At 73.6% G+C, this 19,229-nt stretch carries 19 protein-coding genes and 3 tRNA genes; 8 read left to right on the forward strand and 14 right to left on the reverse strand.

What is annotated here, in order from left to right; all coding sequences use genetic code 11:
- The first annotated feature begins 70 nt into the window (after positions 1–70).
- Positions 71–775, forward strand: coding sequence for an SDR family oxidoreductase (locus tag ACIP6W_RS09615; protein ID WP_066654246.1), 705 nt, complete (start codon positions 71–73; stop codon positions 773–775).
- A 278-nt stretch (positions 776–1,053) separates the two neighbouring features.
- Here ACIP6W_RS09615 and ACIP6W_RS09620 read toward each other — a convergent pair whose 3' ends face one another.
- The gene (locus ACIP6W_RS09620) at positions 1,054–2,175 is read right to left on the reverse strand and encodes a glycosyltransferase family 9 protein (RefSeq protein WP_400429181.1); all 1,122 of its coding nucleotides are present in this window, start codon (positions 2,173–2,175) and stop codon (positions 1,054–1,056) included.
- A 156-nt stretch (positions 2,176–2,331) separates the two neighbouring features.
- Here ACIP6W_RS09620 and ACIP6W_RS09625 point away from each other — a divergent pair, with 156 nt between their 5' ends.
- The 3 genes from ACIP6W_RS09625 to ACIP6W_RS09635 are packed head-to-tail and all read left to right on the forward strand — an operon-like array spanning position 2,332 to position 6,190.
- A complete protein-coding gene (locus ACIP6W_RS09625) occupies positions 2,332–3,753 on the forward strand; it encodes an aldehyde dehydrogenase family protein (protein ID WP_400429183.1) in 1,422 nt (473 codons plus the stop codon).
- Positions 3,750–5,303: a D-glycero-beta-D-manno-heptose 1-phosphate adenylyltransferase gene (gene rfaE2 / locus ACIP6W_RS09630; RefSeq protein ID WP_400429185.1), complete on the forward strand. Its 1,554-nt coding sequence runs from the start codon at positions 3,750–3,752 to the stop codon at positions 5,301–5,303. Before ACIP6W_RS09625 ends, rfaE2 begins: the two co-directional genes overlap by 4 nt.
- On the forward strand, positions 5,300–6,190 hold the full coding sequence (locus ACIP6W_RS09635) for a glycosyltransferase (RefSeq protein WP_400429189.1): 891 nt from the start codon (positions 5,300–5,302) through the stop codon (positions 6,188–6,190). The genes rfaE2 and ACIP6W_RS09635 overlap by 4 nt, the downstream gene beginning before the upstream one ends.
- 46 nt (positions 6,191–6,236) lie before the next feature.
- Here the strand turns inward: ACIP6W_RS09635 and ACIP6W_RS09640 are convergent, their stop codons facing one another.
- Genes ACIP6W_RS09640 through ACIP6W_RS09665 form a run of 6 tightly spaced genes read right to left on the reverse strand, consistent with a single transcriptional unit; the run spans position 6,237 to position 14,235 of the window.
- Positions 6,237–6,893: a TetR/AcrR family transcriptional regulator gene (locus tag ACIP6W_RS09640; RefSeq protein ID WP_066654237.1), complete on the reverse strand. Its 657-nt coding sequence runs from the start codon at positions 6,891–6,893 to the stop codon at positions 6,237–6,239.
- Positions 6,890–8,935: a CocE/NonD family hydrolase gene (locus ACIP6W_RS09645; RefSeq protein WP_400429191.1), complete on the reverse strand. Its 2,046-nt coding sequence runs from the start codon at positions 8,933–8,935 to the stop codon at positions 6,890–6,892. The genes ACIP6W_RS09640 and ACIP6W_RS09645 overlap by 4 nt, the downstream gene beginning before the upstream one ends.
- On the reverse strand, positions 8,932–10,764 hold the full coding sequence (locus ACIP6W_RS09650; protein WP_400429193.1) for a dipeptide ABC transporter ATP-binding protein: 1,833 nt from the start codon (positions 10,762–10,764) through the stop codon (positions 8,932–8,934). Before ACIP6W_RS09650 ends, ACIP6W_RS09645 begins: the two co-directional genes overlap by 4 nt.
- Complete coding sequence (locus tag ACIP6W_RS09655) at positions 10,761–11,639, reverse strand: ABC transporter permease (RefSeq protein WP_066654231.1); 879 nt, start codon at positions 11,637–11,639, stop codon at positions 10,761–10,763. The genes ACIP6W_RS09650 and ACIP6W_RS09655 overlap by 4 nt, the downstream gene beginning before the upstream one ends.
- Complete coding sequence (locus ACIP6W_RS09660) at positions 11,636–12,637, reverse strand: ABC transporter permease (RefSeq protein ID WP_209682659.1); 1,002 nt, start codon at positions 12,635–12,637, stop codon at positions 11,636–11,638. The genes ACIP6W_RS09655 and ACIP6W_RS09660 overlap by 4 nt, the downstream gene beginning before the upstream one ends.
- Positions 12,634–14,235: an ABC transporter substrate-binding protein gene (locus ACIP6W_RS09665; protein WP_400429196.1), complete on the reverse strand. Its 1,602-nt coding sequence runs from the start codon at positions 14,233–14,235 to the stop codon at positions 12,634–12,636. The genes ACIP6W_RS09660 and ACIP6W_RS09665 overlap by 4 nt, the downstream gene beginning before the upstream one ends.
- A gap of 249 nt (positions 14,236–14,484) precedes the next feature.
- Here ACIP6W_RS09665 and ACIP6W_RS09670 point away from each other — a divergent pair, with 249 nt between their 5' ends.
- Together ACIP6W_RS09670 and ACIP6W_RS09675 are read left to right on the forward strand one after the other, a co-directional pair.
- On the forward strand, positions 14,485–15,078 hold the full coding sequence (locus tag ACIP6W_RS09670) for a molybdopterin-dependent oxidoreductase (protein WP_066654225.1): 594 nt from the start codon (positions 14,485–14,487) through the stop codon (positions 15,076–15,078).
- Positions 15,075–15,872, forward strand: coding sequence for an FAD-binding oxidoreductase (locus ACIP6W_RS09675; RefSeq protein WP_271826142.1), 798 nt, complete (start codon positions 15,075–15,077; stop codon positions 15,870–15,872). Before ACIP6W_RS09670 ends, ACIP6W_RS09675 begins: the two co-directional genes overlap by 4 nt.
- Positions 15,873–15,956: 84 nt before the next feature.
- Here the strand turns inward: ACIP6W_RS09675 and ACIP6W_RS09680 are convergent.
- Positions 15,957–16,028, reverse strand: a tRNA-Gly gene (locus tag ACIP6W_RS09680).
- Positions 16,029–16,318: 290 nt separating this feature from the next.
- Here ACIP6W_RS09680 and ACIP6W_RS09685 point away from each other — a divergent pair.
- Positions 16,319–16,525, forward strand: coding sequence for a hypothetical protein (locus ACIP6W_RS09685; protein WP_066654223.1), 207 nt, complete (start codon positions 16,319–16,321; stop codon positions 16,523–16,525).
- Between the two features lie 58 nt (positions 16,526–16,583).
- On the opposite strand, the gene ACIP6W_RS09690 is transcribed toward ACIP6W_RS09685, so the two are convergent.
- The 4 genes from ACIP6W_RS09690 to ACIP6W_RS09705 form a co-directional block, all read right to left on the reverse strand.
- Positions 16,584–16,919, reverse strand: coding sequence for a hypothetical protein (locus tag ACIP6W_RS09690; RefSeq protein WP_400429198.1), 336 nt, complete (start codon positions 16,917–16,919; stop codon positions 16,584–16,586).
- Positions 16,916–17,407, reverse strand: a complete 492-nt coding sequence (locus tag ACIP6W_RS09695) for a hypothetical protein (RefSeq protein WP_400429200.1) — start codon at positions 17,405–17,407, stop codon at positions 16,916–16,918. The genes ACIP6W_RS09690 and ACIP6W_RS09695 overlap by 4 nt, the downstream gene beginning before the upstream one ends.
- The gene (locus ACIP6W_RS09700) at positions 17,404–17,961 is read right to left on the reverse strand and encodes a hypothetical protein (protein ID WP_400429202.1); all 558 of its coding nucleotides are present in this window, start codon (positions 17,959–17,961) and stop codon (positions 17,404–17,406) included. Before ACIP6W_RS09700 ends, ACIP6W_RS09695 begins: the two co-directional genes overlap by 4 nt.
- A gap of 118 nt (positions 17,962–18,079) precedes the next feature.
- On the reverse strand, positions 18,080–18,508 hold the full coding sequence (locus ACIP6W_RS09705; protein ID WP_400429204.1) for a winged helix-turn-helix transcriptional regulator: 429 nt from the start codon (positions 18,506–18,508) through the stop codon (positions 18,080–18,082).
- 48 nt (positions 18,509–18,556) lie between these two features.
- Between ACIP6W_RS09705 and ACIP6W_RS09710 the strand changes: the two genes are divergently transcribed.
- Positions 18,557–18,883: a hypothetical protein gene (locus ACIP6W_RS09710; protein WP_400429206.1), complete on the forward strand. Its 327-nt coding sequence runs from the start codon at positions 18,557–18,559 to the stop codon at positions 18,881–18,883.
- 128 nt (positions 18,884–19,011) lie between these two features.
- On the opposite strand, the gene ACIP6W_RS09715 is transcribed toward ACIP6W_RS09710, so the two are convergent.
- Together ACIP6W_RS09715 and ACIP6W_RS09720 are read right to left on the reverse strand one after the other, a co-directional pair.
- Positions 19,012–19,086, reverse strand: a tRNA-Val gene (locus ACIP6W_RS09715).
- Positions 19,087–19,131: 45 nt separating this feature from the next.
- Positions 19,132–19,205, reverse strand: a tRNA-Cys gene (locus ACIP6W_RS09720).
- Positions 19,206–19,229: the final 24 nt, after the last annotated feature.

A 19,229-nucleotide genomic window follows, 5' to 3' on the forward strand; every position in this document is an offset into this window, starting at 1 on the left:
ACCGGTCACCACACACGTCCCGTCGGCACCGCCGACGGACCGGCACCACGCCACTCCCGGAAGGAAGTCCATGCCCGTCCCCACCACCCCCATCGGTCGCGTCCTCGTCACCGGCGGCGCCTCCGGTCTCGGCGCGGCCGTCGTCGCCGCGGTCGTCGAGGCCGGCGGCACCCCCATCGTCCTCGACCTGCGCGTCGACGGCGTCCCGGAGGGCACCGACGCCGTCGCCGTGGACGTCACGGACACCGAGGCGACCGAGCGCGCCGTCCGCGAGGCCGCGGAGCGCCACGGCGGACTCGACGCCGTCGTCACCGCCGCGGGCATCGACAAGCCCGCGCCGATCGGCGGGATCTCCTCGGGCGACTGGGAGCGCATCGTCGGGGTCAACCTGCTCGGCACCGCCGCCGTGGTGCGCGCCGCGCTGCCCGCCCTCGAGGCGACGCACGGCCGCGTCGTGACGATCTCGTCGTCGCTCGCGCTCAAGGGCGTCGGCGACGGCACGGCCTACTCGGCGTCGAAGTTCGGCGTGCGCGGCTTCTCGCAGGCGCTGGCCGCCGAGACCGCCGGGCGCATCGGTGTGACGAACATCATCCCCGCCGGCATGCGCACCGCGTTCTTCGAGGGCCGGACCGAGCAGTACAAGCCGGGCCCGGACGCGCAGCTCATCGAGCCGGAGTACGTGGCGAACTCGATCCTGTTCGCGCTGTCGCAGCCGGCCGGCTGCGAGATCCGCGAGCTGTCGATCATGCCCGCGACGGAGCCCAGCTGGCCGTAGGCCCCGCTGACGACGCAACGGGAGGCGCGGTGCCGGTCGGTACCGCGCCTCCCGTCGTTCGGTCCAGCTGCCCGGCTGTCCGCTCGGTCTGCCCGCTGGGTCTGCCCGCTGGGTCTGCCCGCTCGCTCCCGCCCTGCCGAGCGGGCCCGATCCGTCACGCTCGGCGCCGCCCGGCGACGGATCGCGCCCGCTCGGCGCAGTGCGCGTGGCACGTCCCGCCCGATCGCTCGGTTCCCGACGGGGTCGGAGCCGGCGTCCGGGTGCACTCCTGCGCCGGCTCAGACGACCGGTGCGGCCGTTCGCTCCCGGGGTCGCACGGTCGCGAGGAGGTCCTCGACGTCGGTGAGCACGGCCTCGGGCTGGACCTCGTCGACGTACGACGGGTCGTGCTCGCAGCGCTCAGCGGTCCACCCGACCTGGGTCACGTCGATGCCGCACACCGGGCAGCGCGTGACGAAGGACATGTGCACCCGGTGCCGTCCGCGGTCGATCGGGCCCGCGTTCACCACGTTGCCGAACCAGAACACGCCGACCGTGGGGGTGCCGACCGCGACGGCGAGGTGCCGCGGGCCGGAGTCGTCGCCGACCATGACGTCAGCGGCCGCGAGCACCGCGGGGAGCTCCGCGAGCGGCAGGGCGTCGGTCAGGTCGTGGAGACGGTCGTGCAGGGCCACCGGCACGGCACCGCGGATGGCCTGCGCCGCCGGCACGTCCGTCGCGTCGCCGACGAGCACGACGTCGTCGCCGGCGTCGAGCCGCGCGGACACCACGGCTGCGAACCGCTCGGGGCTCCACCGGCGCCGCGGGTCCGTCGCGCCGGGGTGCACGGCCACCATGTGGCCGGCGACGCCGAGGCGGTCGCGCACGGCACGGCGCTCCTCGGCGCTCACGTGCACGCGCGGGTCCAGGGTGACCGGGGCGGCACCGGCGAGCGAGACGACTTCGAGCCCGCGGAGCACCTCGTGCTGGTAGTAGACGTAGCGGACCCACCGCTCCAGGACCTCGGCGTCCTCGGTCGCGGTGCCGACGGTGTGCGGTGCGGCGAGGCGCAGCAGGAACGGGTTCGAGTTCCGACCGCCGCCGTGCAGCTGGACGGCGAGGTCGAACCGGCCGCGGAGCCGCGACTCGAAGTCGTGCAGCGCCGGCGCACCCTCCCCGGCGTCCCGCACCCCGGGCGACACCGGGAGTTCCTCGAACGCGTGCACCGCGTCGGTCCGTCCGCGCAGGACCGCCGAGGCCAGCGGGCTCCCGAGCAGCGTGATGCGGGCGTCGGGGTACGCGGCGTGCAGCGCCTCGATCGCGGGGACCGCGAAGAGCAGGTCCCCCAGGCCACCGCCGCGGAGCACCGCGATCTCCCGGACGTCGTCGAAGCGTTCTCCACCGTTGCCGATCAGTTGCACCACACCCGTCTACCGGAACCGAGCCGAGAGCGCTGCCGGGCCGACGCCGTCCCGGACCCGACCGGTGCGCTCTCCGGACCGAGCACCCGAAACCGGCACCCCGCACAGGTCCCCGGGAGCAGCGTGGAACCGTACGCCCGTCTCCGGAAGGACACCATGACCCTCGCCACCCCGTCAGCGACCGCGACCGACACCGACCACATGGTCGTCACCGACCCCGTCGACGGGTCGATCGCCACGACGACCCCGCGCTCCACGAGCGAGGACGTCGCGAACGCTGTCGCGCGCGCACGGGCGGCCGCACCCGCGTGGGCGCGCACCGCACCGGCGGAGCGCGGAGCCCTGCTGCACGCAGCAGCAGCGCACCTCCGTGACCACGCCCAGGAGCTCGCCGACCTGAACACCCGGGAGACCGGGAAGGTGCCCGGCGACGCGATGGGCGGCGTGCAGGCCGGCATCGGGACGCTCGTGCAGTACGCCGAGCTCGGCCCGGTCCACCGCGGCGAGGCGCTCCGCGGGCAGTTCGGTGCGGCCGACTGGTCGGTCCCCCACCCCCGCGGCGTGGTGCTCGCCCTGACGCCGTGGAACGACCCGGTGGCCGTGGCGCTCGGGATCCTCGGTGCCGCGCTCGTCACCGGGAACACCGTGGTGCACAAGGGCAGCGAGCGGTGCCCCGGCACGATCGCCCGGCTGAACACGCTGCTCGCCGAGGTCCTGCCGGAGGGCGTCCTGGTGGGCGTCGACGGTGACGCCTCGACCGGCGAGGCGCTGCTCGGGCAGGACGGCATCGACGTGTACGCCCACGTCGGCTCCACCGCCACCGGCGACCGCCTCTCCGAGGTCGCCGCGAGCACGCGCGCGCACGTCATCCGCGAGAACGGCGGCAACGACGCGGTCGTCGTGGACGCCGACGTGGACCCCGCGTGGGCCGCCGCACAGGTCGCGCTCGGCGCCTTCGCGAACACGGGTCAGATCTGCACGAGCGTCGAGCGCGTCTACGTGCACCGCGACGTCGCCGTGGAGTTCACCGCGGCGCTCGTCGCCGAGGCGGAGCGACGGACGGCATCGCCCGCCGCCGAGTTCGGTCCGCTCGTCGACGACCGGCTCCGCGGCACCGTGCAGGCCCACGTCGACGACGCCGTGCAGCGCGGCGCCACCGTGCGCACGGGCGGGACGACGCCCGGCGGTGTCGGCACGTTCTACCCGGCCACCGTCCTGACCGACTGCACCGACGACATGCTCGTGATGACCGAGGAGACCTTCGGCCCCCTCGCACCGGTCCGTGTCGTCGAGTCGTTCGACGAGGGCCTGCGCCTCGCCGCGGCCGACCGGTACGGCCTCGCGGCGACGGTGCTCACCGGCGACACCGGTCACGCCCTCCGCGCCGCAGCCGAGCTCCCCGTCGGCACCGTCAAGGTGAACGCGGTGTTCGGCGGGGCACCGGGTGGCAGCGCCCAGCCGCGCGGGGCCTCGGGCGCCGGCTTCGGCTACGGCCCGCACCTGCTCGACGAGATGACGACCACCACCGTCGTGCACCTCGAGTCCGCCCCCGCACGCACCACCGGAGGAACCCGATGACCGCCGACGTCCGCCTCGTCCGCGACCTGGTCGCCTCGGTCGACGACCGCGAACCGCTCGTCGTCGTCATCGGCGACTGCATCCTCGACCGCTGGACCGTCGGGGAGGCCGAGCGCGTCTCCCGCGAGGCCCCGGCGCCCGTGGTCCGTGTGACCGAGACGGTCGCCGTCCCGGGCGGCGCCGCGAACACGGCGGTGAACGCCCGCGCCCTCGGCGCCCGTGTCCGCATGGTCGGACTCATCGGTGACGACGAGTCCGGACGCGTCCTCCGCAACCGGCTCGAGACCGCCGGCGTCGACACGACCCACCTGGTCGAGGTCGCCGGTGCCCGCACCACCACGAAGTCGCGGGTGGTCGGCGGCGACCGCGTGGTCGTCCGCGTCGACGAGATCGCGGCCGCGCCGGACGCGCACGCGGGTGCCCGCCTCGGCGAGGCCGTCGCACGCGCCGTCCGGGGCGCCGACGCCGCCGTGGTGTGCGACTACGGCCTCGGTGTGCAGCCCGAGGACGTCGTGCCCGTGCTCGACCGCGACCGCCCCGGTGCCGTCGTCGTCGATGCCCACGACCTGACGCGGTGGGCCGACCTGCACCCCGACCTGGTCACCCCGAACGCCGGCGAGACCGCCGGCCTGCTCGGTCGCGACCTCGGAGCCGGCTCGGCCCGGGTGCCCGTCGTCGTGGACGCCCGGCAGGAGGTCCTCGCCCGCAGCGGCGCCCGTGCGGCGGTCGTCACCCTCGACCGCGACGGTACCGTCCTGCTCGAGCCCGGCGCGGACCAGGCCTTCCGCACCCGCGCGACGCCGGCGTCCGAGCAGCAGGCATCCGGCGCGGGTGACACGTTCTGTGCCGCCGCCACGGTCGCCTTGGCTGTGCGTGCTCCGCTCCGTGACGCGATCGCCGTGGCGCAGGCCGCCGCCGACGTCGTGGTCCGCGAGGCGGGCACCTCGGTCTGCACCGCCGCGGCCCTGATCGACTCCGTGACGGCCCCCGCCGCGACCGTGGTCGACCACGACGACCTCGCCCTGGCCGTCGACGCCGCCCGTGCCGCTGGCCGTCGCGTGGTCTTCACGAACGGCTGCTTCGACGTCGTGCACCGCGGGCACACCACCTACCTCCGGCAGGCCCGCGAGCTCGGCGACCTGCTCGTGGTCGCCCTCAACGACGACGACTCGGTCCGCCGGCTCAAGGGTCCGGAGCGTCCGATCAACACCGCCGAGGACCGGGCCGGCGTGCTCGCCGCCCTCGCCTGCGTCGACCTCGTGACCGTCTTCGCGACGGACACCCCGATCCCGCTCATCGAGCGCCTGCGCCCCGAGGTCTACGTCAAGGGCGGCGACTACTCCCCCGAGATGCTCGAGGAGACGGGGGTCGTCCGGGCGTACGGCGGTGAGGTCGTGATGGTCGACTACGTGCCGGAGCACTCGACGACCGCGGTCGTGCGGCGCATCCGCGAGGCCACCGCAGCCGCAGCCGCAGCCGCCGGCACGGCTCCGGCGACCGACACCGCGGACTCCACGGCACCCGCCGTCGAGCCCGACCCGGCACCGTGACCGCCGCCCGGTGGTCCGGTGCCTGGGCACGCCCCCGGACGGACGACCGCGGTCCGGCCGAGGTCGACGTGCTGGTGCCGACCGTCGGGCGGCCGGCCGAGCTCGCGACGACGCTCGCCGGGCTCGCGGCGCAGACCGACGTCGACCTGCGACTGGTCCTCAGTGACCAGTCAGCGGGCCAGGACGCCGCCTCCGAACCGGCGGTTGCCGCCATGCTCCGCGTCCTGGAGGCACAGGGCCGTCCCGTCACGCTCCTCGCCCACCCGGAACGGCGTGGTCTGGCGGAGCACCGGCAGCACCTCCTCGACCACGCGACCGCCCCCGCGGTGCTCTACCTCGACGACGACGTCTGGCTCGAACCGGGCACCGTCCGCCGGATGCTCGACGCGCTCCGCGACCTGGGGTGCGGCTTCGTCGGCAGCGCCGTCCAGGGCCTGTCGTACCTGGAGGACCGTCGACCGCACGAGACCGCCGTGTTCGAACCGTGGGACGGCCCGGTCGTGCCCGAGGTCGTGCGCCGCGGGACGCCCGGCTTCGACCGACTGTCGCTGCACAACGCCGCGAACCCGGCACACGTCGCAGCGGAGCTCGACGTCGAGACCGGAGGGTGGGTGCCCTACCGGGTCGCCTGGGTCGGCGCGTGCGTCGTCTACGACCGTGCCGCCCTCGAACAGGTGGGTGGCTTCCGGTTCTGGGACGCCCTGCCCCCGCAGCACTCCGGCGAGGACGTCGTCGCGCAGTGGCGGGTGATGGAGCGCTTCGGCGGCGCGGGCATCCTGCCGTCCGGCGCCGTGCACCTCGAGAGCCCGACCACCGTGACCGATCGCCGGGTCGACGCTCCCGACGTCCTGTTCGACGACCACGAGACGAGCGCGCACCGGCGCTGACGTGCTCCGGCGCTGACCTGCTCCGCCTGCGCCGTACCGGAGCACGTCAGCCCTCGTCGGGGGTCCCCTGCCCCGCGCCCGCGATCGTCGCCGCGTCGATCCCCAGCTCCTGGGACAGGAACCGCCACATCCACGCGAGCGCGACCGCGTTGGTGAGGGTCGGGACGCCCTGCGCGATCTGCGTCGCGACACCGTCGCTGTAGGCCGCGAGTCGCAGCGCCACGACCTCCGGGCCGTCCTCGGTGTGGAACACGCCGTCGGCGAGCCCGCGCTCGACCACACGGACGAGGCACGCCTCCCACACGCGGATCCGTTCGGCGTACTCCGCTGCGACCTCCGGCCGTCGGGCGACGGCGGTCCAGTAGTCCGACCAGATGCGCCAGTGCTGCCGGACCTGCTCGGTGTCGCCGAACAGTGGTCCGACGAGCATCCGGAGTCCGACCACGGGGTCCGGCTCGGCGTCCACCGCGGCGACGATCGCACCGTAGAAGCGCTCCGTCTCGAGCACGACGACCTCGTTGAGGATCTCCGCGACGCTGCCGAAGTGGTAGGTAACCGTGCCGACCGACACGTCCGCCGCCGCCGCGATGTCGCGGAGGCCCGTCGCGCCGACGCCGCGCTGCACGATGACCGCGCGCGCCGCGTCGACGATCATCGCCCGGCGCACCTCCGGACGCTGCCGGACGCGGGAGGCCCCGGTCACGCCGACGTCCTCGGGACCTCGTCGGTGAAGGTGTGCTCGGCGACGAGCACCTCGGGCGCTCCGGTCGCGCCGTCGCGGGCCCAGGCGCGCACGGTGTTCACCAGCTGGAAGGCGTCGGCCGTCGCGGTCACGTCCGACGTCGTCTCGACCCGTGCCGCCCACTCCGGCTGGTCGAGCCCGATAGCCCAGCGCGAGGTGGCACGAGCGCTCGTCGGGTCGTCCTGTCGGATCCGGTACGTCTCGCGCGCGTCCTCGGTGAAGACGAGCCCGTCCGGGTAGACGCGGCCGCCGCCGTACCCCGGGTCGACGTCGAGGGTCCACTCCCCCGTCTCCACGTCGTGCGTGACGGTCCGCTGCGGCAGCGGGTCGACGGGCGAGGTCCGCTCGATCGCGAGTGGGGTCGACCGGATCGGCTCCTCGAACCGCACACCGTCGTCCGTCGCCCTCGTCCACGTGGGCAGGGTGACGGACGACGCCGCCGGGTCGAGCGTCACGGTCGCCGCGGCACCGTGCGGCCAGACCCAGGGCCAGTACGACGAGGACACCGCGAGCCGCACCCGGTGGCCCGCGGCGAAGCGGTGTCCGGTCGAGACGAGCCGGACGTCCAGCTCGGTCGGCACGCCGGGCTCGAGCGGGTCGGCACGGTCGGCTCCGGCCCGCTTCGCGGCGTTGCACACGCCGCGGGTCACGAGTGTGGAGGACCCGTCCGGCGCGACGTCGCACAGCCGGACCGTGAGCGTCGCCCGCGGGAGGTCGCTCGTCACGGTGAGGCGCACCGTGACGTTGCCGAGGACGTCGAACGCCTCGTCGACGGGCAGGTCGAAGCACACCGAGCGGCCGTCCTCGGCGCGCTGGTCCGGCGGCAGGTCGGTGGCGTTGCCGAACGGGAAGAACCGACCGGCGTCGACACCGGTGTGCTGCGGCGACCGCACGACCACCGGGCCGTCCCCACCACCGCGCAGCAGGTCGAGGGGGACCGTGCGGTCGGCGGAGGCGGTCGACGGCCAGGCCTCGGCGGCGACCCACCGGCCCCGGCGCTCGGCGTAGTGGGTGGCGGGGGCCTCGCCCTCGTTGATCCAGGCGCGGAGGGCCGGGTCGTCCTCGACCCCGGTGTCGACGTCCTGCAACCACCGGTCCCACCACCGGAGCGTCTCCTGCAGGAACCCGATGGACGGCCCCGGCGCGAGACCGCGGTCCGGGTACTGGTGCGACCACGGACCGACGATGCCCTTCACCGGTGCGTCGACGTGCTCCACCAGGCGGAGCACGGCGTCCCGGTAGGGGTCCGCCCACCCGCCGACCGCGAGCACCGCTGCCCGGATCGCGGAGTGGTCCTCACCAGCGCTGCCGTGCCGCCAGTAGTCGTCGCGCTCCTGGTGCGACAGCCACACGGGGGTCATCGGCCGGTTCCGGCCCAGCCGTGCCCGCCACCGGTCGACCCAGTCCGGCCCGACGACCTCGGGACGCGGCGGCCGCGAGTTGAAGGCGAACATGGTTGCGCCCCAGGCCGTCATGTCGATGCCGAGGACCGCACCGCCGACGTAGTGCACGTCGTTGTCGTACCGGTCGTCGGTCGAGCACACCGTGACGATCGCTCGCAGGGCCGCCGGGGCCCGTGCGGCGAGCTGCAGCGCGTTGAAGCCACCCCACGAGATGCCGAACATCCCGACCGCACCCGAGGACCACGGCTGCGCGGCGAGCCACGCGATGACCGCCTCGCCGTCACGGAGCTCCTGCTCGCTGTACTCGTCGTCGAAGAAGCCGTCCGACGACCCCGTGCCGCGGATGTCGACCCGGACCGACGCGTACCCGTGCTGCGCGTACCAGGGGTGCCGTTCGGAGTCGCGGGGGGCGGTCCAGTCGTCGAGCCGGTACGGCAGGTACTCCAGGAGCACCGGCAGCGGTCCGTCGGGGGCGGCGGGCGCCCAGGTGCGCGCGTGCAGCCGGACGCCGTCGGGCATCGGGATCCACTCGTCCCGGACCGTGACGCCCTCGGGCAGCTGCGGGTCGGGGCCGATCGCGGTCAGGTGCGGGGTGCTCATGCGTCCTCCCAGTTCCTCGTGCGGTGTCCGTCGCCGTGGTCCGTCCAGCCCGGGGCATCCCGCCAGCGCTGCACGCCGTCGCCGACGTCGGGGAGCTCGGTCTGCCCCGGTTCGAGCGTCGCCCGCAGCAGGGTGCGCGTGTACGGGTGGTTCGTCCCGGTGAAGACGCGCTCGGTCGGGCCGACCTCGACGATGCGCCCGCCGGTCATCACCGCCACCCGGTCGGCGACGCCCCGCACGACGGCGAGGTCGTGGCTGATGAACAGGCAGCTCAGCCCGCGCTCGCGGCGGAGGTCGTCGAGCAGCGCGAGGATGCCGGCCTGGACCTGCACGTCCAGCGCCGTGGTGATCTCGTCGGCGATCACGAGCCGGGGCTCGGCTGCCAGAGCGCGGGCGATGCCCACGCGCTGCCGTTGTCCGCCGGACAGCTGCGCCGGCAGCCGGTCGGCGTACTCCGGGCCGAGTCCGACCTGCGTGAGGAGTTCGCCGACGCGCGCCCGCGAGGAGCTCCCGGTGAACAGCCGGAGCGGCCGACCGACGGCAGCACCGACGGTGCGACGGGGGTTGAGCGAGGTGTCGGCGTTCTGGAACACGAGCTGCACGGCACGTCGGAGCTCCTGCGACCGCGCCGCGACCGGTTCGCGGAGGTCACCGCGCACCGTGCCGTCGTCGTAGGTGAACGAGCCCGACTCGGCGGGCACGAGGCCGGCGAGGGTCGTCGCGAGCGTGGACTTCCCGCTGCCCGACTCCCCCACGACCGCGAGGGTCTCGCGCGGCGCGATGGCGAACGAGACACCGTCGACGGCGGCCGGCAGGCCGCGTCGGTACCGGACCACGAGGTCCTGGGCGTCGACGACGGGGCGCTCGACCGCCGGCTCGACCGGCGACCCGGGAGGCACGCTGCCGGTCGCGGTGTCGGCGACCGTCCCGGGGACGCGCGCGTCACGCCGGGGGCGGTCCGCGCCTCCCGTCCGGCGCTGCTCCGGTCGTCGCTGCTCCGGCCGTCGGCCGTCCGGTACCGCGGCGAGCAACGCGCGGGTGTACTCGTGCTGCGGCGTGGCGAAGAGCGCCGCCGTTGCGGCGTGCTCGACGACCTCACCGGCGCGCATGACGGCGATCTCGTCCGCCATCGCGGACACCACCCCGAGGTCGTGGCTCACGAGCAGCACGGCCATGCCGAGCTCGCGGCCCAGGTCGGCGACGAGGTCGAGGACGGCCGCCTGCGTGACCACGTCCAGCGCGGTCGTCGGTTCGTCGAGCACCAGGACGCGCGGGCGCGCGGCGACCGCCATGGCGATGGCGACGCGCTGCTGCTGCCCACCGGAGAGCTGGTGCGGGAAGCGCCGGACGATGGTGTCGGGGTCGGGGAGCCGGACGAGCCGCAGGAGCTCCACGACGCGGTCGGGCCCGTCGGGCTCGCCGTGTGCGCGCAGGGCCTCGCGGACCTGTTCCCCGACGCGCATCGACGGGGTGAGCGCCTGCCCGGCGTTCTGCGCCACCACCGAGGCCGTCCCGCCCCGCAGCGCCCGACGCCCCGCGGCCGAGAGGGCGAAGACGTCCTGACCGTCGACGAGGACGCGGCCGTCGGTGATGCGCGACCCGGCGCGCAGGTGTGCGAGCAGGGTGCGGGCCACGGTGGACTTGCCGCTGCCCGACTCACCGACGAGGCCGAGCGTGCGACCAGCGGCGACGCTGAAGGACACGCCGCGTACGACGGGCACCGTGCGACGCCCGGCGGCGTAGGACACGGCGAGGTCCTCGACGCGCACGAGCGGCCGCTGCTCGGGCTCCCCCGCCTGCGGGCGGTGGACGGTCTGCTGGTCGGTCATGCGCCCGCTCCCTGCTGTGCGCGGTCGACGCCGAGCGACTTGGCCAGCCCGTCGGCGGCGAGGTTGAGGCCGACGACGAGCGTCGCCAGCGCCACGATCGGCGCGAGGGTGCCGAGCGGCACCACGGTCAGCGCCGTCCGGTTCTCCTGCACCATGAGCCCCCAGTCGGGCGTCGGTGGGTTCGCCCCGAAGCCGAGGAAGGACAGCGACGCGACGAGCAGGACGATCCAGGACGCCCGCATGGCGAACTCGACGAGGACGACGTCGAGCACGTTCGGCAGGATCTCACGGAACACGATCGACACGGCGCGCTCGCCGCGGGCGCGGGCCGCGGTGACGTAGTCCTGCGTGATCACCGTCCGCGCGGCACCACGGACGACGCGGGTGACGGCGGGTGCGTAGACGACGGTCACCGCGAGCACGATGACCCAGAGTCCGGCGTCGAAGACGGTCACGACGACGAGGAGCGCGAGGATCGAGGGCACGCTGAGCAGCGCGTCGACCACGCGCATGACGACCTCGTCGAACCAGTTGTCCGCGTACGCCGTGACGCAGCCGAGGACGCTACCGACGGCGACGGCGATGGTGGTGGCGAGGAAGGTCACGAGCAGCGCGTACCGGCCGCCGTTGAGCGTGCGCGACAGCAGGTCGCGTCCGTACTGGTCCGTGCCGAGCCAGTGGGCCCAGCTCGGGCCGGCGAGCACGTCCGCGGCGTCCGTCGCGACGGGGTCGTGTCCGGCGATGACGGGCGCGAGCACCGCCAGCACGAGGTGCACGGCGATGAACGCGAGGCCGACGCCGAGTGCCGTCGAGCTGCGGAACGGCGCGACGGCCGCGCCGAGGACGCTGCGGGAGCGTGGGGCGACGGCGGTCATGCGTGGGCCTTCCGTGTGCTGCGGACCGGGCGGGTCCGGGTGCGGCGTTGCCGCGTGCGGAGCTTCGGGTCGAGTGCGAGGGCGACGAGGTCGGCCGCGAGGTTGCAGACGACGTAGACGAGGGCGCTCAGCAGCGCGATCGCCTCGATGGTCGGCAGGTCGCGGTTCGAGACCGACTCGAGCATGAGCTTGCCCATGCCCGGGTAGTTGAAGACGTTCTCCACGACCACCACCCCGCCGAGCAGCCAGGCGACGTTGAGCGCGATGACGTTGAGCGTCGGCAGCAGCGCACTCGGCAGTGCGTGCTTCCACACCACCCTGCGCATCGTCAGGCCCTTGAGCTCGGCGGTGGTCACGAACTCGGACGCCATCACGTCGATGGTCGACGAGCGCGCGGTGCGGAGGATGTACGCCGCCATCGCGAGCGTCAGCACGACGATCGGCAGCCAGACGGTCGGCAGGAGTTCCGCGACGGTGGCGTCGCTCCCGCGGAGCACGACGGCCGGGAACACCGGCAGGCCGATCGCGAACAGCAGCACCAGGACGGTCGCGACCATGAACTCGGGGACGCTCATCACGAGGAGGCTGACGGTCGAGACGACCCGGTCGGTCGCACGACCGCGGCGGACACCCGCGAGCACGCCGAGCGCGAGCGACAGCGTCACGCCGACCAGCATCGCCGGGAGGGCGATGAGCATGCTGTTCCGGAACGCCGTGAGGAGCGTCGGCGCCACCGGCTCGCCGCTGACGAGCGACGTGCCGAAGTCGCCGTGTGCGGCGCCGGCGAGCCACTGCAGGTACCGGAGCCAGACGTTCTCGTCGAGCCCGAGGGTCGCCCGGAGCTGCTGGACCGCCTCGGGCGTGGCGTTCTGCCCGAGCAGCTGCTGCGCGACGTCGCCGGGCAGCGCCTGCACCGCGAGGAACACGAACAGTGATGCGAGGACCACCGTCAGCACGGCGATGCCGAGTCGACGGAGGGCGGGGACGAGGACGTTCATCGGCGCAGTCCGATCCGGAGCCAGTCGAACTCGAAGCCGTACTCCGAGTAGTTGACGACGTCGCGGGACAGCCCGACCAGGCGGTCCCCGAACATCGGGGTCATGTCGGCGCCGTCCTCGACGACGAGCCGCTGGGCGTCCTGGTAGAGCGTCCGGCGCTTCGCGTCGTCCATCTCGGCGCGGGCGTCGTCGAGGAGCGTGTCGAAGGTCGGGTTCGACCAGGCGCTCTCGTTGTAGGAGGATCCGGTGCGGAAGATCTGGTTGAGCAGCTGGTCGATCGGTCGCCCGGTGAACCAGTAGCTCACCATGAGCGGCTTCTGCATCCAGATCTGGGTGTAGTAGGAGTCGGCGCTCGCGTTCCGGATCGTCAGCCGGATGCCCGCGTCGGCGACCGCGTCGCGGTAGGCCACCGCCAACGGGGTGAAGACCGACTCGTAGGACGACGTGTAGATGGACGTGCGGAGCCCCTCGGCACCGGCGGCCCGGAGCAGTGCGCGCGCCTTGTCCGGGTCGTGTTCGCGGTGCTCGTCGACGAAGGCGGCGAGCTGCGGCGGCACCGGGTTGTCCCAGCCGGGCGCCCCCGTGCCCTGCAGGGCCGTGTCGACGATCGTGCGCGGGTCGTACGCGAGCTTCATCGCCTGTCGAACCCTCGGGTCGGCGAACTCGTCGCTCGTCGCGAGCATCGGGATCGTGTACCACTGCGCGTTCGTGGAGCGGGCGATCGTCGCGCGGTCGGAGGCCGCGACGACCCGGGCGGTGGCGAAGTCGAGGTTCGTCTGCGAGATGAGGTCGACCTGGCCCGCGAGCAGGGCGTTGACGCGCGCGGTGGTGTCCTGGACGGAGAAGAAGTCGATGCCGTCGAGCGTCGGGCGACCCGCGAAGTGGTCCTCGAACGCCTCGACGCTCCCGGCACCGGCGGGCGTGAAGGACGAGAGGCGGAAGGGACCGGTGCCGATGCCCGTCCGGCCGATGTCCGCGACGGCGCCCGCCGGCACGATGTAGCACTGGTAGGCGGTGAGCAGCGACGGGAACTCGGCGTTCGGCTTCGTGAGCGCGAACCGGAGCGTGTACGGGTCGACCGCGGTCATCGACGAGGCGTCCATGACCTCACCGAGGACCCCGGCCTGCGGCGACGCGGTCGCCTCGTCGAGGATGTGCCGGATGCTCGCGATCGCGTCGTCCGCGGTGAACCGTGCGCCGTCGTGGAAGCGCACGCCACGCCGAAGACGGAACGTCCACTCGGTGCCGTCGGCGTTCGCGGACCACTCCTCGGCGAGGTCGGGTACGGTCGTCCCCTGCTCGTCGAGCCTGACCAGCCGGTTGTACAGGGCACCGAGGTACTCGTAGGCGGACAGCGAGCTGGCCGAGTCGAGTGTCTCCGCGGCGGAGGCAGCGGGGCGTGCCACCCGGAGCCGTCCCCCCGCTCGGGTCGCGCCGGTCACGGCGGCCTCGGGCAGCGCCGCGGTGCCGGCTGCCGCGCCGGAGCTGCACCCGGTGAGCGTGAGCAGGCCGAGCCCGGCCAGCCCGGCGGCACCGGTCAGCAGTGTGCGCCGGCTGGGACCGCGGACGTCGCGGTCGTCGTGGACGATGGGTTGCATTCGGGGTGACCCCTCCTGGTAATCGTTCCGGTGAACGATAGAGGGAGTCAGCTCGGAGCGCGAGCCCCGCTCCTCGGCCCGACGGCCGCTCGGCGCCCCCTCGATGCCCGTGGGCGCACCGATCCGAGGGCATCGGTACGCTGGTGACGACGCGCTCCAGTGTTTACCGATCCGTTACACGGCGGGTCCGCGGGAGCGCCGGACCGAGCGGGACGGCGGGGAGCCGCCGCACCGAGACGAGGAGCTTCCATGGCGACGTTCACCCGGGGCTTCGGCGGCCGCCGCGACGACCGCGACGACCCGCGCATCCCGCCCGGACAGACCCTCGTGCGCGACTGGCCGGTGCTCTCCGCCGGGGCCACCCCCGACATCGAGCCGGCCGACTGGAGCTTCTCCATCCGCACCGAGACGGGGCTCCGCACCTGGACCTGGGACGAGGTGCACGCCCTCGGCGTCGAGGACGTCACCGTCGACATCCACTGCGTCACCCACTGGACGAAGCTCGACATGCCCTGGCGTGGCGTCTCCCTCGACCGCCTGTTCGCGGACGTCGAGACCTCGCTCGACTTCTGCACGGTGCACAGCTTCGGGGGCTACACGACGAACGTGCCACGCGCCGAGCTGCTCGGTGGACGGTCGTGGATCGCCTTCGAGGCCGACGGCGCGCCCCTCACCCCCGAGCACGGTGGCCCGGCCCGCCTGCTCGTGCCCCACCTGTACTTCTGGAAGAGCGCGAAGTGGGTGCGCGGCATCGTCATGCAGGCCGAGGACGAGCCGGGCTTCTGGGAGAACGCCGGCTACAACATGCACGGCGACCCCTGGAAGGAGGAGCGGTACTGGTGAGCGGTCCCTCCCCCGTCGACGGCCTGGAGGCGCGGACCGCCCCGAGCGCGTCGGCCCCCGCCCGCAGACGGCCGGCCTGGCACGCCGCCACGGTCGCCTCCGTCGCACCAGAGACCCCGGTCGCGCGCCGCATCGTCCTCGACGTCCCGACCTGGCCGGGCAACGACCCGGGGCAGCACCTCGACCTGCGCCTCACCGCCGAGGACGGCTACCAGGCGTCGCGCTCCTACTCGATCGCCTCGTCCGGTGCGGGCACCCGGGTGACGCTCGCGGTCGACCGGGTCGAGGGCGGCGAGGTCTCCCCGTTCCTGGTCGACGCGATCGAGGTCGGCGACGCCCTCGACGTGCACGGGCCCCTCGGCGGGTGGTTCGTGTGGCGGCCCGGTGCGTCGACGAGGCCCGTGCAGCTGATCGCCGGCGGGTCGGGCATCGTCCCGCTGCTCCCGATGGTCACCGCGCACGCCGAGGCCGCCGACCGGACGCCGTTCCGGCTGCTGTACGCCACCCGCACGCCGGAGGACGTGTTCTTCCGCGAGGAGCTCGCGGACGCCCTGCGCGCGGCCGCGCCGCTCGAGGTCACGCACGTGTACAGCCGACGCGCTCCGGAGGGGTCCGACGAACCCGTGGGGCGTCTCACACGGGAGCGACTCGACCGGGCCGTCCTGCCGCCCGGGTCCGGAGCGCTCGTCTACGTCTGCGGGTCGACCCCGTTCGTCGAGCAGGTGCTGCGGTGGCTCGGCGAGCTCGGCCACGACCTGTCCGACGTCCGAGCAGAGCGCTTCGGCGGCGCGTGACAGTCCTGGTCGTCCCGGTTCTCCGAGGAGACCGGGCCTGAGACGACGAAGGCCCTGGTCGGTGACCAGGGCCTTCGTGTTCCGAGCGGATGACGAGATTCGAACTCGCGACCCTCACCTTGGCAAGGTGATGCGCTACCACTGCGCCACATCCGCGTACACGCACACTCTACCCCGAACCGTTCCCGCGACCGTGATCCACGGCGCAGCCGGGCGCGTCGCACGCACCGTCGATCGCCGTCGGGTGCGGGATTGCGGGAAACCGCAAGCCTCGGACGCCGACCGATCCGAGCCGCCGTCGGCTCCGGATGCTTCCTCGGTGCCCCGAGTCCGTCCGGGCGGGGCGCCGGGGCCACCCACCCCTCGTCCGGCCGATCGCGGCGACCCGAACCCTGCGAGCGGCCGGACGGTCCCGGACTCCCAGGCCGACCGGGTTCACTCGGGGCATGAGCTACGTGCACGACAACCCCGGTGGCACCGAGGCACACGGTGTGGACCTGATCGACGGCGACTCGCCGGCCGTCCGCATCCTCGTGCACGGCAACCTGCCGACGACCATCGAGCACGAGGGTCGCACCTGGCTCGCCACGGGCGACGCGCACGACGACGGCGACCCGTCCGCTCCCCCGATCGCGATCTACCGTCCGGTCTGACGAGCACCGTCCGCGCCCGTCGTCGGGCTGGCGTGTCCTGTCAGGCGGGCGTCTTCCGTCAGCCCGGCGCTGTCGCAGCTGCCTGGCTCAGCAGGGCGACCACCGTCAGGTACAGCCCGGAGGAGAGGACCGCCCCGGGCAGCAGGGCGACGACGGCGACCGGGATCGCCCAAAGCTGGTGCGCCCCGGGATTCCCGTCAGGTGGCGTGCTCGCCATGGCGGCGAACGAGGACGCGGAGACGAGCACCGCGAACGCCGCCGTCATGCAGACGATCGGCCACGACCGGTAGCCGCCGGAGAACATCGGGACGAGGAGCGGCAGGAAGAACATCGCCGGAGCAGCGGTGAAGCCGATGCGGGAGACGATCCGGTAGGCCCGCCGGTCATCGGTCACGATCTCCCCGCTCCCCGGAGTTCCGCGACGCTCCCGTCGAAGCAGGTCGACTCCGCGGTCACGCTGTAGCGCTGGGGGAAGGCGTTGAACCCGATCGACGTCACGGGCCCCCCGGCACCGCGGACGCCGAGCAGGGGGTCCGCCGATCCGCTCGCGAAGCGCTCGGTGGTGATCTCGAGTTCGTTCCACGCCTGCTCGACCCGTTCGACGTCAGCGGCCGGGTCCACTCCGTCCGGTGCCGACCGCTCGACGATGGAGCTCCAGCGAGCTCCGGGCGCAGCGCCGGCACGTTCGCAGTGCTCCGCCGCCGGGCCGCTGTACACGCTCCAGTCCCCGCCGATCGACTCCGTGGTGTGCTCGACCACGTCGACGATCGACCGCTTCGCGTGGGACGCATCCGTCCCGGACCCGCCGGGGTCGGCGCTGCACGCCGTGAGGACCGCTGCGGTCACGACGAGCACGGCGATCCAGCTCGTCCCACGACTCACCGTTCGTCCCCGACCTCGTCGTCCCGCAGCTCCGAGGCGTTCCCGGGCGCGCACACGCTGACCCCGGACATGCTGTACCGATCCGGCCCCGCATCGAGACCGATGGAGGTCACCGGACCGCTGGTCCCGCGGATGCTGACCCGCGTGCCTGCACCACCCGTGTCCGTGTCGACCACGTCCGTGCCCGCGTCCTCCCAGACCGCACGAACGGCTTCGACGTCACGCTGCCGCCCGGTGGTGGAGCCGGCTCGTTCCACGATGTAGACGTACCGGACGCGATCCCCGACGTCCTGTCCGCACGGCTCGACCGCCGGGCCACGGTAGACCGTCCAGTCGCCACCGACCGCGGACGTCGACCGCTCGACGAGATCGACGATCGACCGCTTCGCGGTCGCCGCATCCACCTCGGAGCCGCGCGGTGCCGTGCTCACGCAGCCGGTGAGCACGAGCAGGACGAGTGCCGTGGTCGGACCGAGCAAGGCGGTGCGCTGTGTCCTCGACCCGTCTCTCGTCGTCGTGCCGGCCGCCGCTTCGTCGCGCCGGATCTCCCCCATGTGCTCCCCCTCGTGCGCCCACTGTACGCAGGTCGGCCCGGAGCGCGCGGGCAGGACCGTCGTCACCGTCGGCGGTGCGGCGCTGCGCAACTGGGCGCTCGAGCGCGGTGCCGTGCGGTCAGCCGGCCGGGTGCGTGTCCGCGTCGACGGACCGTGCCCGGCCGACACCGATCCGCTCGTGCAGCGCCCGGTTCGCGGCGACGGCGGCGTGGTTCTCCGCAGCCCACTGCGCCAGCTGCATCACCGCGACCTGCAACGACCGACCCAGGTCGGTCACGCGGTAGTCCACCCGGGGCGGCATCTCCGCGTGGGCCTGCCGGACCACGAGTCCGTCGCGCTCGAGTGCCTTGAGTGTCACGGTCAGCATCCGCTGCGAGATGCCGGGGATGCTCGCCAGCAGGTCCGAGTAGCGCAGGGTCCGGTCGCCGAGCGTGGTCATCACGAGCACGGTCCACTTGTCACCGGTGCGGTCCAGGACCTCCCGGATGAAGCTGCTGTCCTCCGGCCACGCCACGCACGGACCGGCGAGCACCCGTTCCACGGTCACGGCATCCTCCTCGTCACCGACACCGTACAAGGTGGTCCGGGCACCTTCGTGCGAGCGGAGGACGACGACGACGACGAGGCCGCCGTCCTCGGGGTCGCAGGAGGTGCCGACGACGCTGCGCTCGGTTCGACGGCGGTGCGGAAGCGATTCGAACAGGACCTCGCCGCGCTCCGGGCAGCCGACGAGTTCGTGCTCGTGCTCCCTGCGGGCGCTGCCGCGCACGTCGAAGCAGGCATCGCCTCCGGACTCGGCAAGCGGTGCTGGGCCGTCGGCCCCGTCGATCGGTCCGAGACCCTCCGCCCGATCTCCGCGGCGATGCCGTCGGACGCCGCGGGGCTCGTCGATCGGCTCAGGGCACTGTACATCGTCCAGTAGTCGTTCCCGACCGGCCGACGACGGCCACCACCTCGGCGACGGCCACGGGCGATGGAGGGGTGTCGTCGCGGATCCCGTGTTCCGACCGCAGGAACGAGAAAACCCCCGCCGGAGCGGGGGTTCTCGGATGGTGGGCGATACTGGGATCGAACCAGTGACCTCTTCCGTGTCAGGGAAGCGCGCTACCGCTGCGCCAATCGCCCAGAGATCTGCTGACCAGGGTCGTGCAGGATCTTGGAGGGTGTTGCTGGAGGTGGGGACGGGATTCGAACCCGCGTGGACGGCTTTGCAGGCCGCTGCCTAGCCTCTCGGCCACCCCACCATCGAGGTTCACGTCTCCGTGAGT

It is taken from the genome of Curtobacterium sp. NPDC088465, assembly GCF_044753165.1.
GTDB lineage: Bacteria > Actinomycetota > Actinomycetes > Actinomycetales > Microbacteriaceae > Curtobacterium.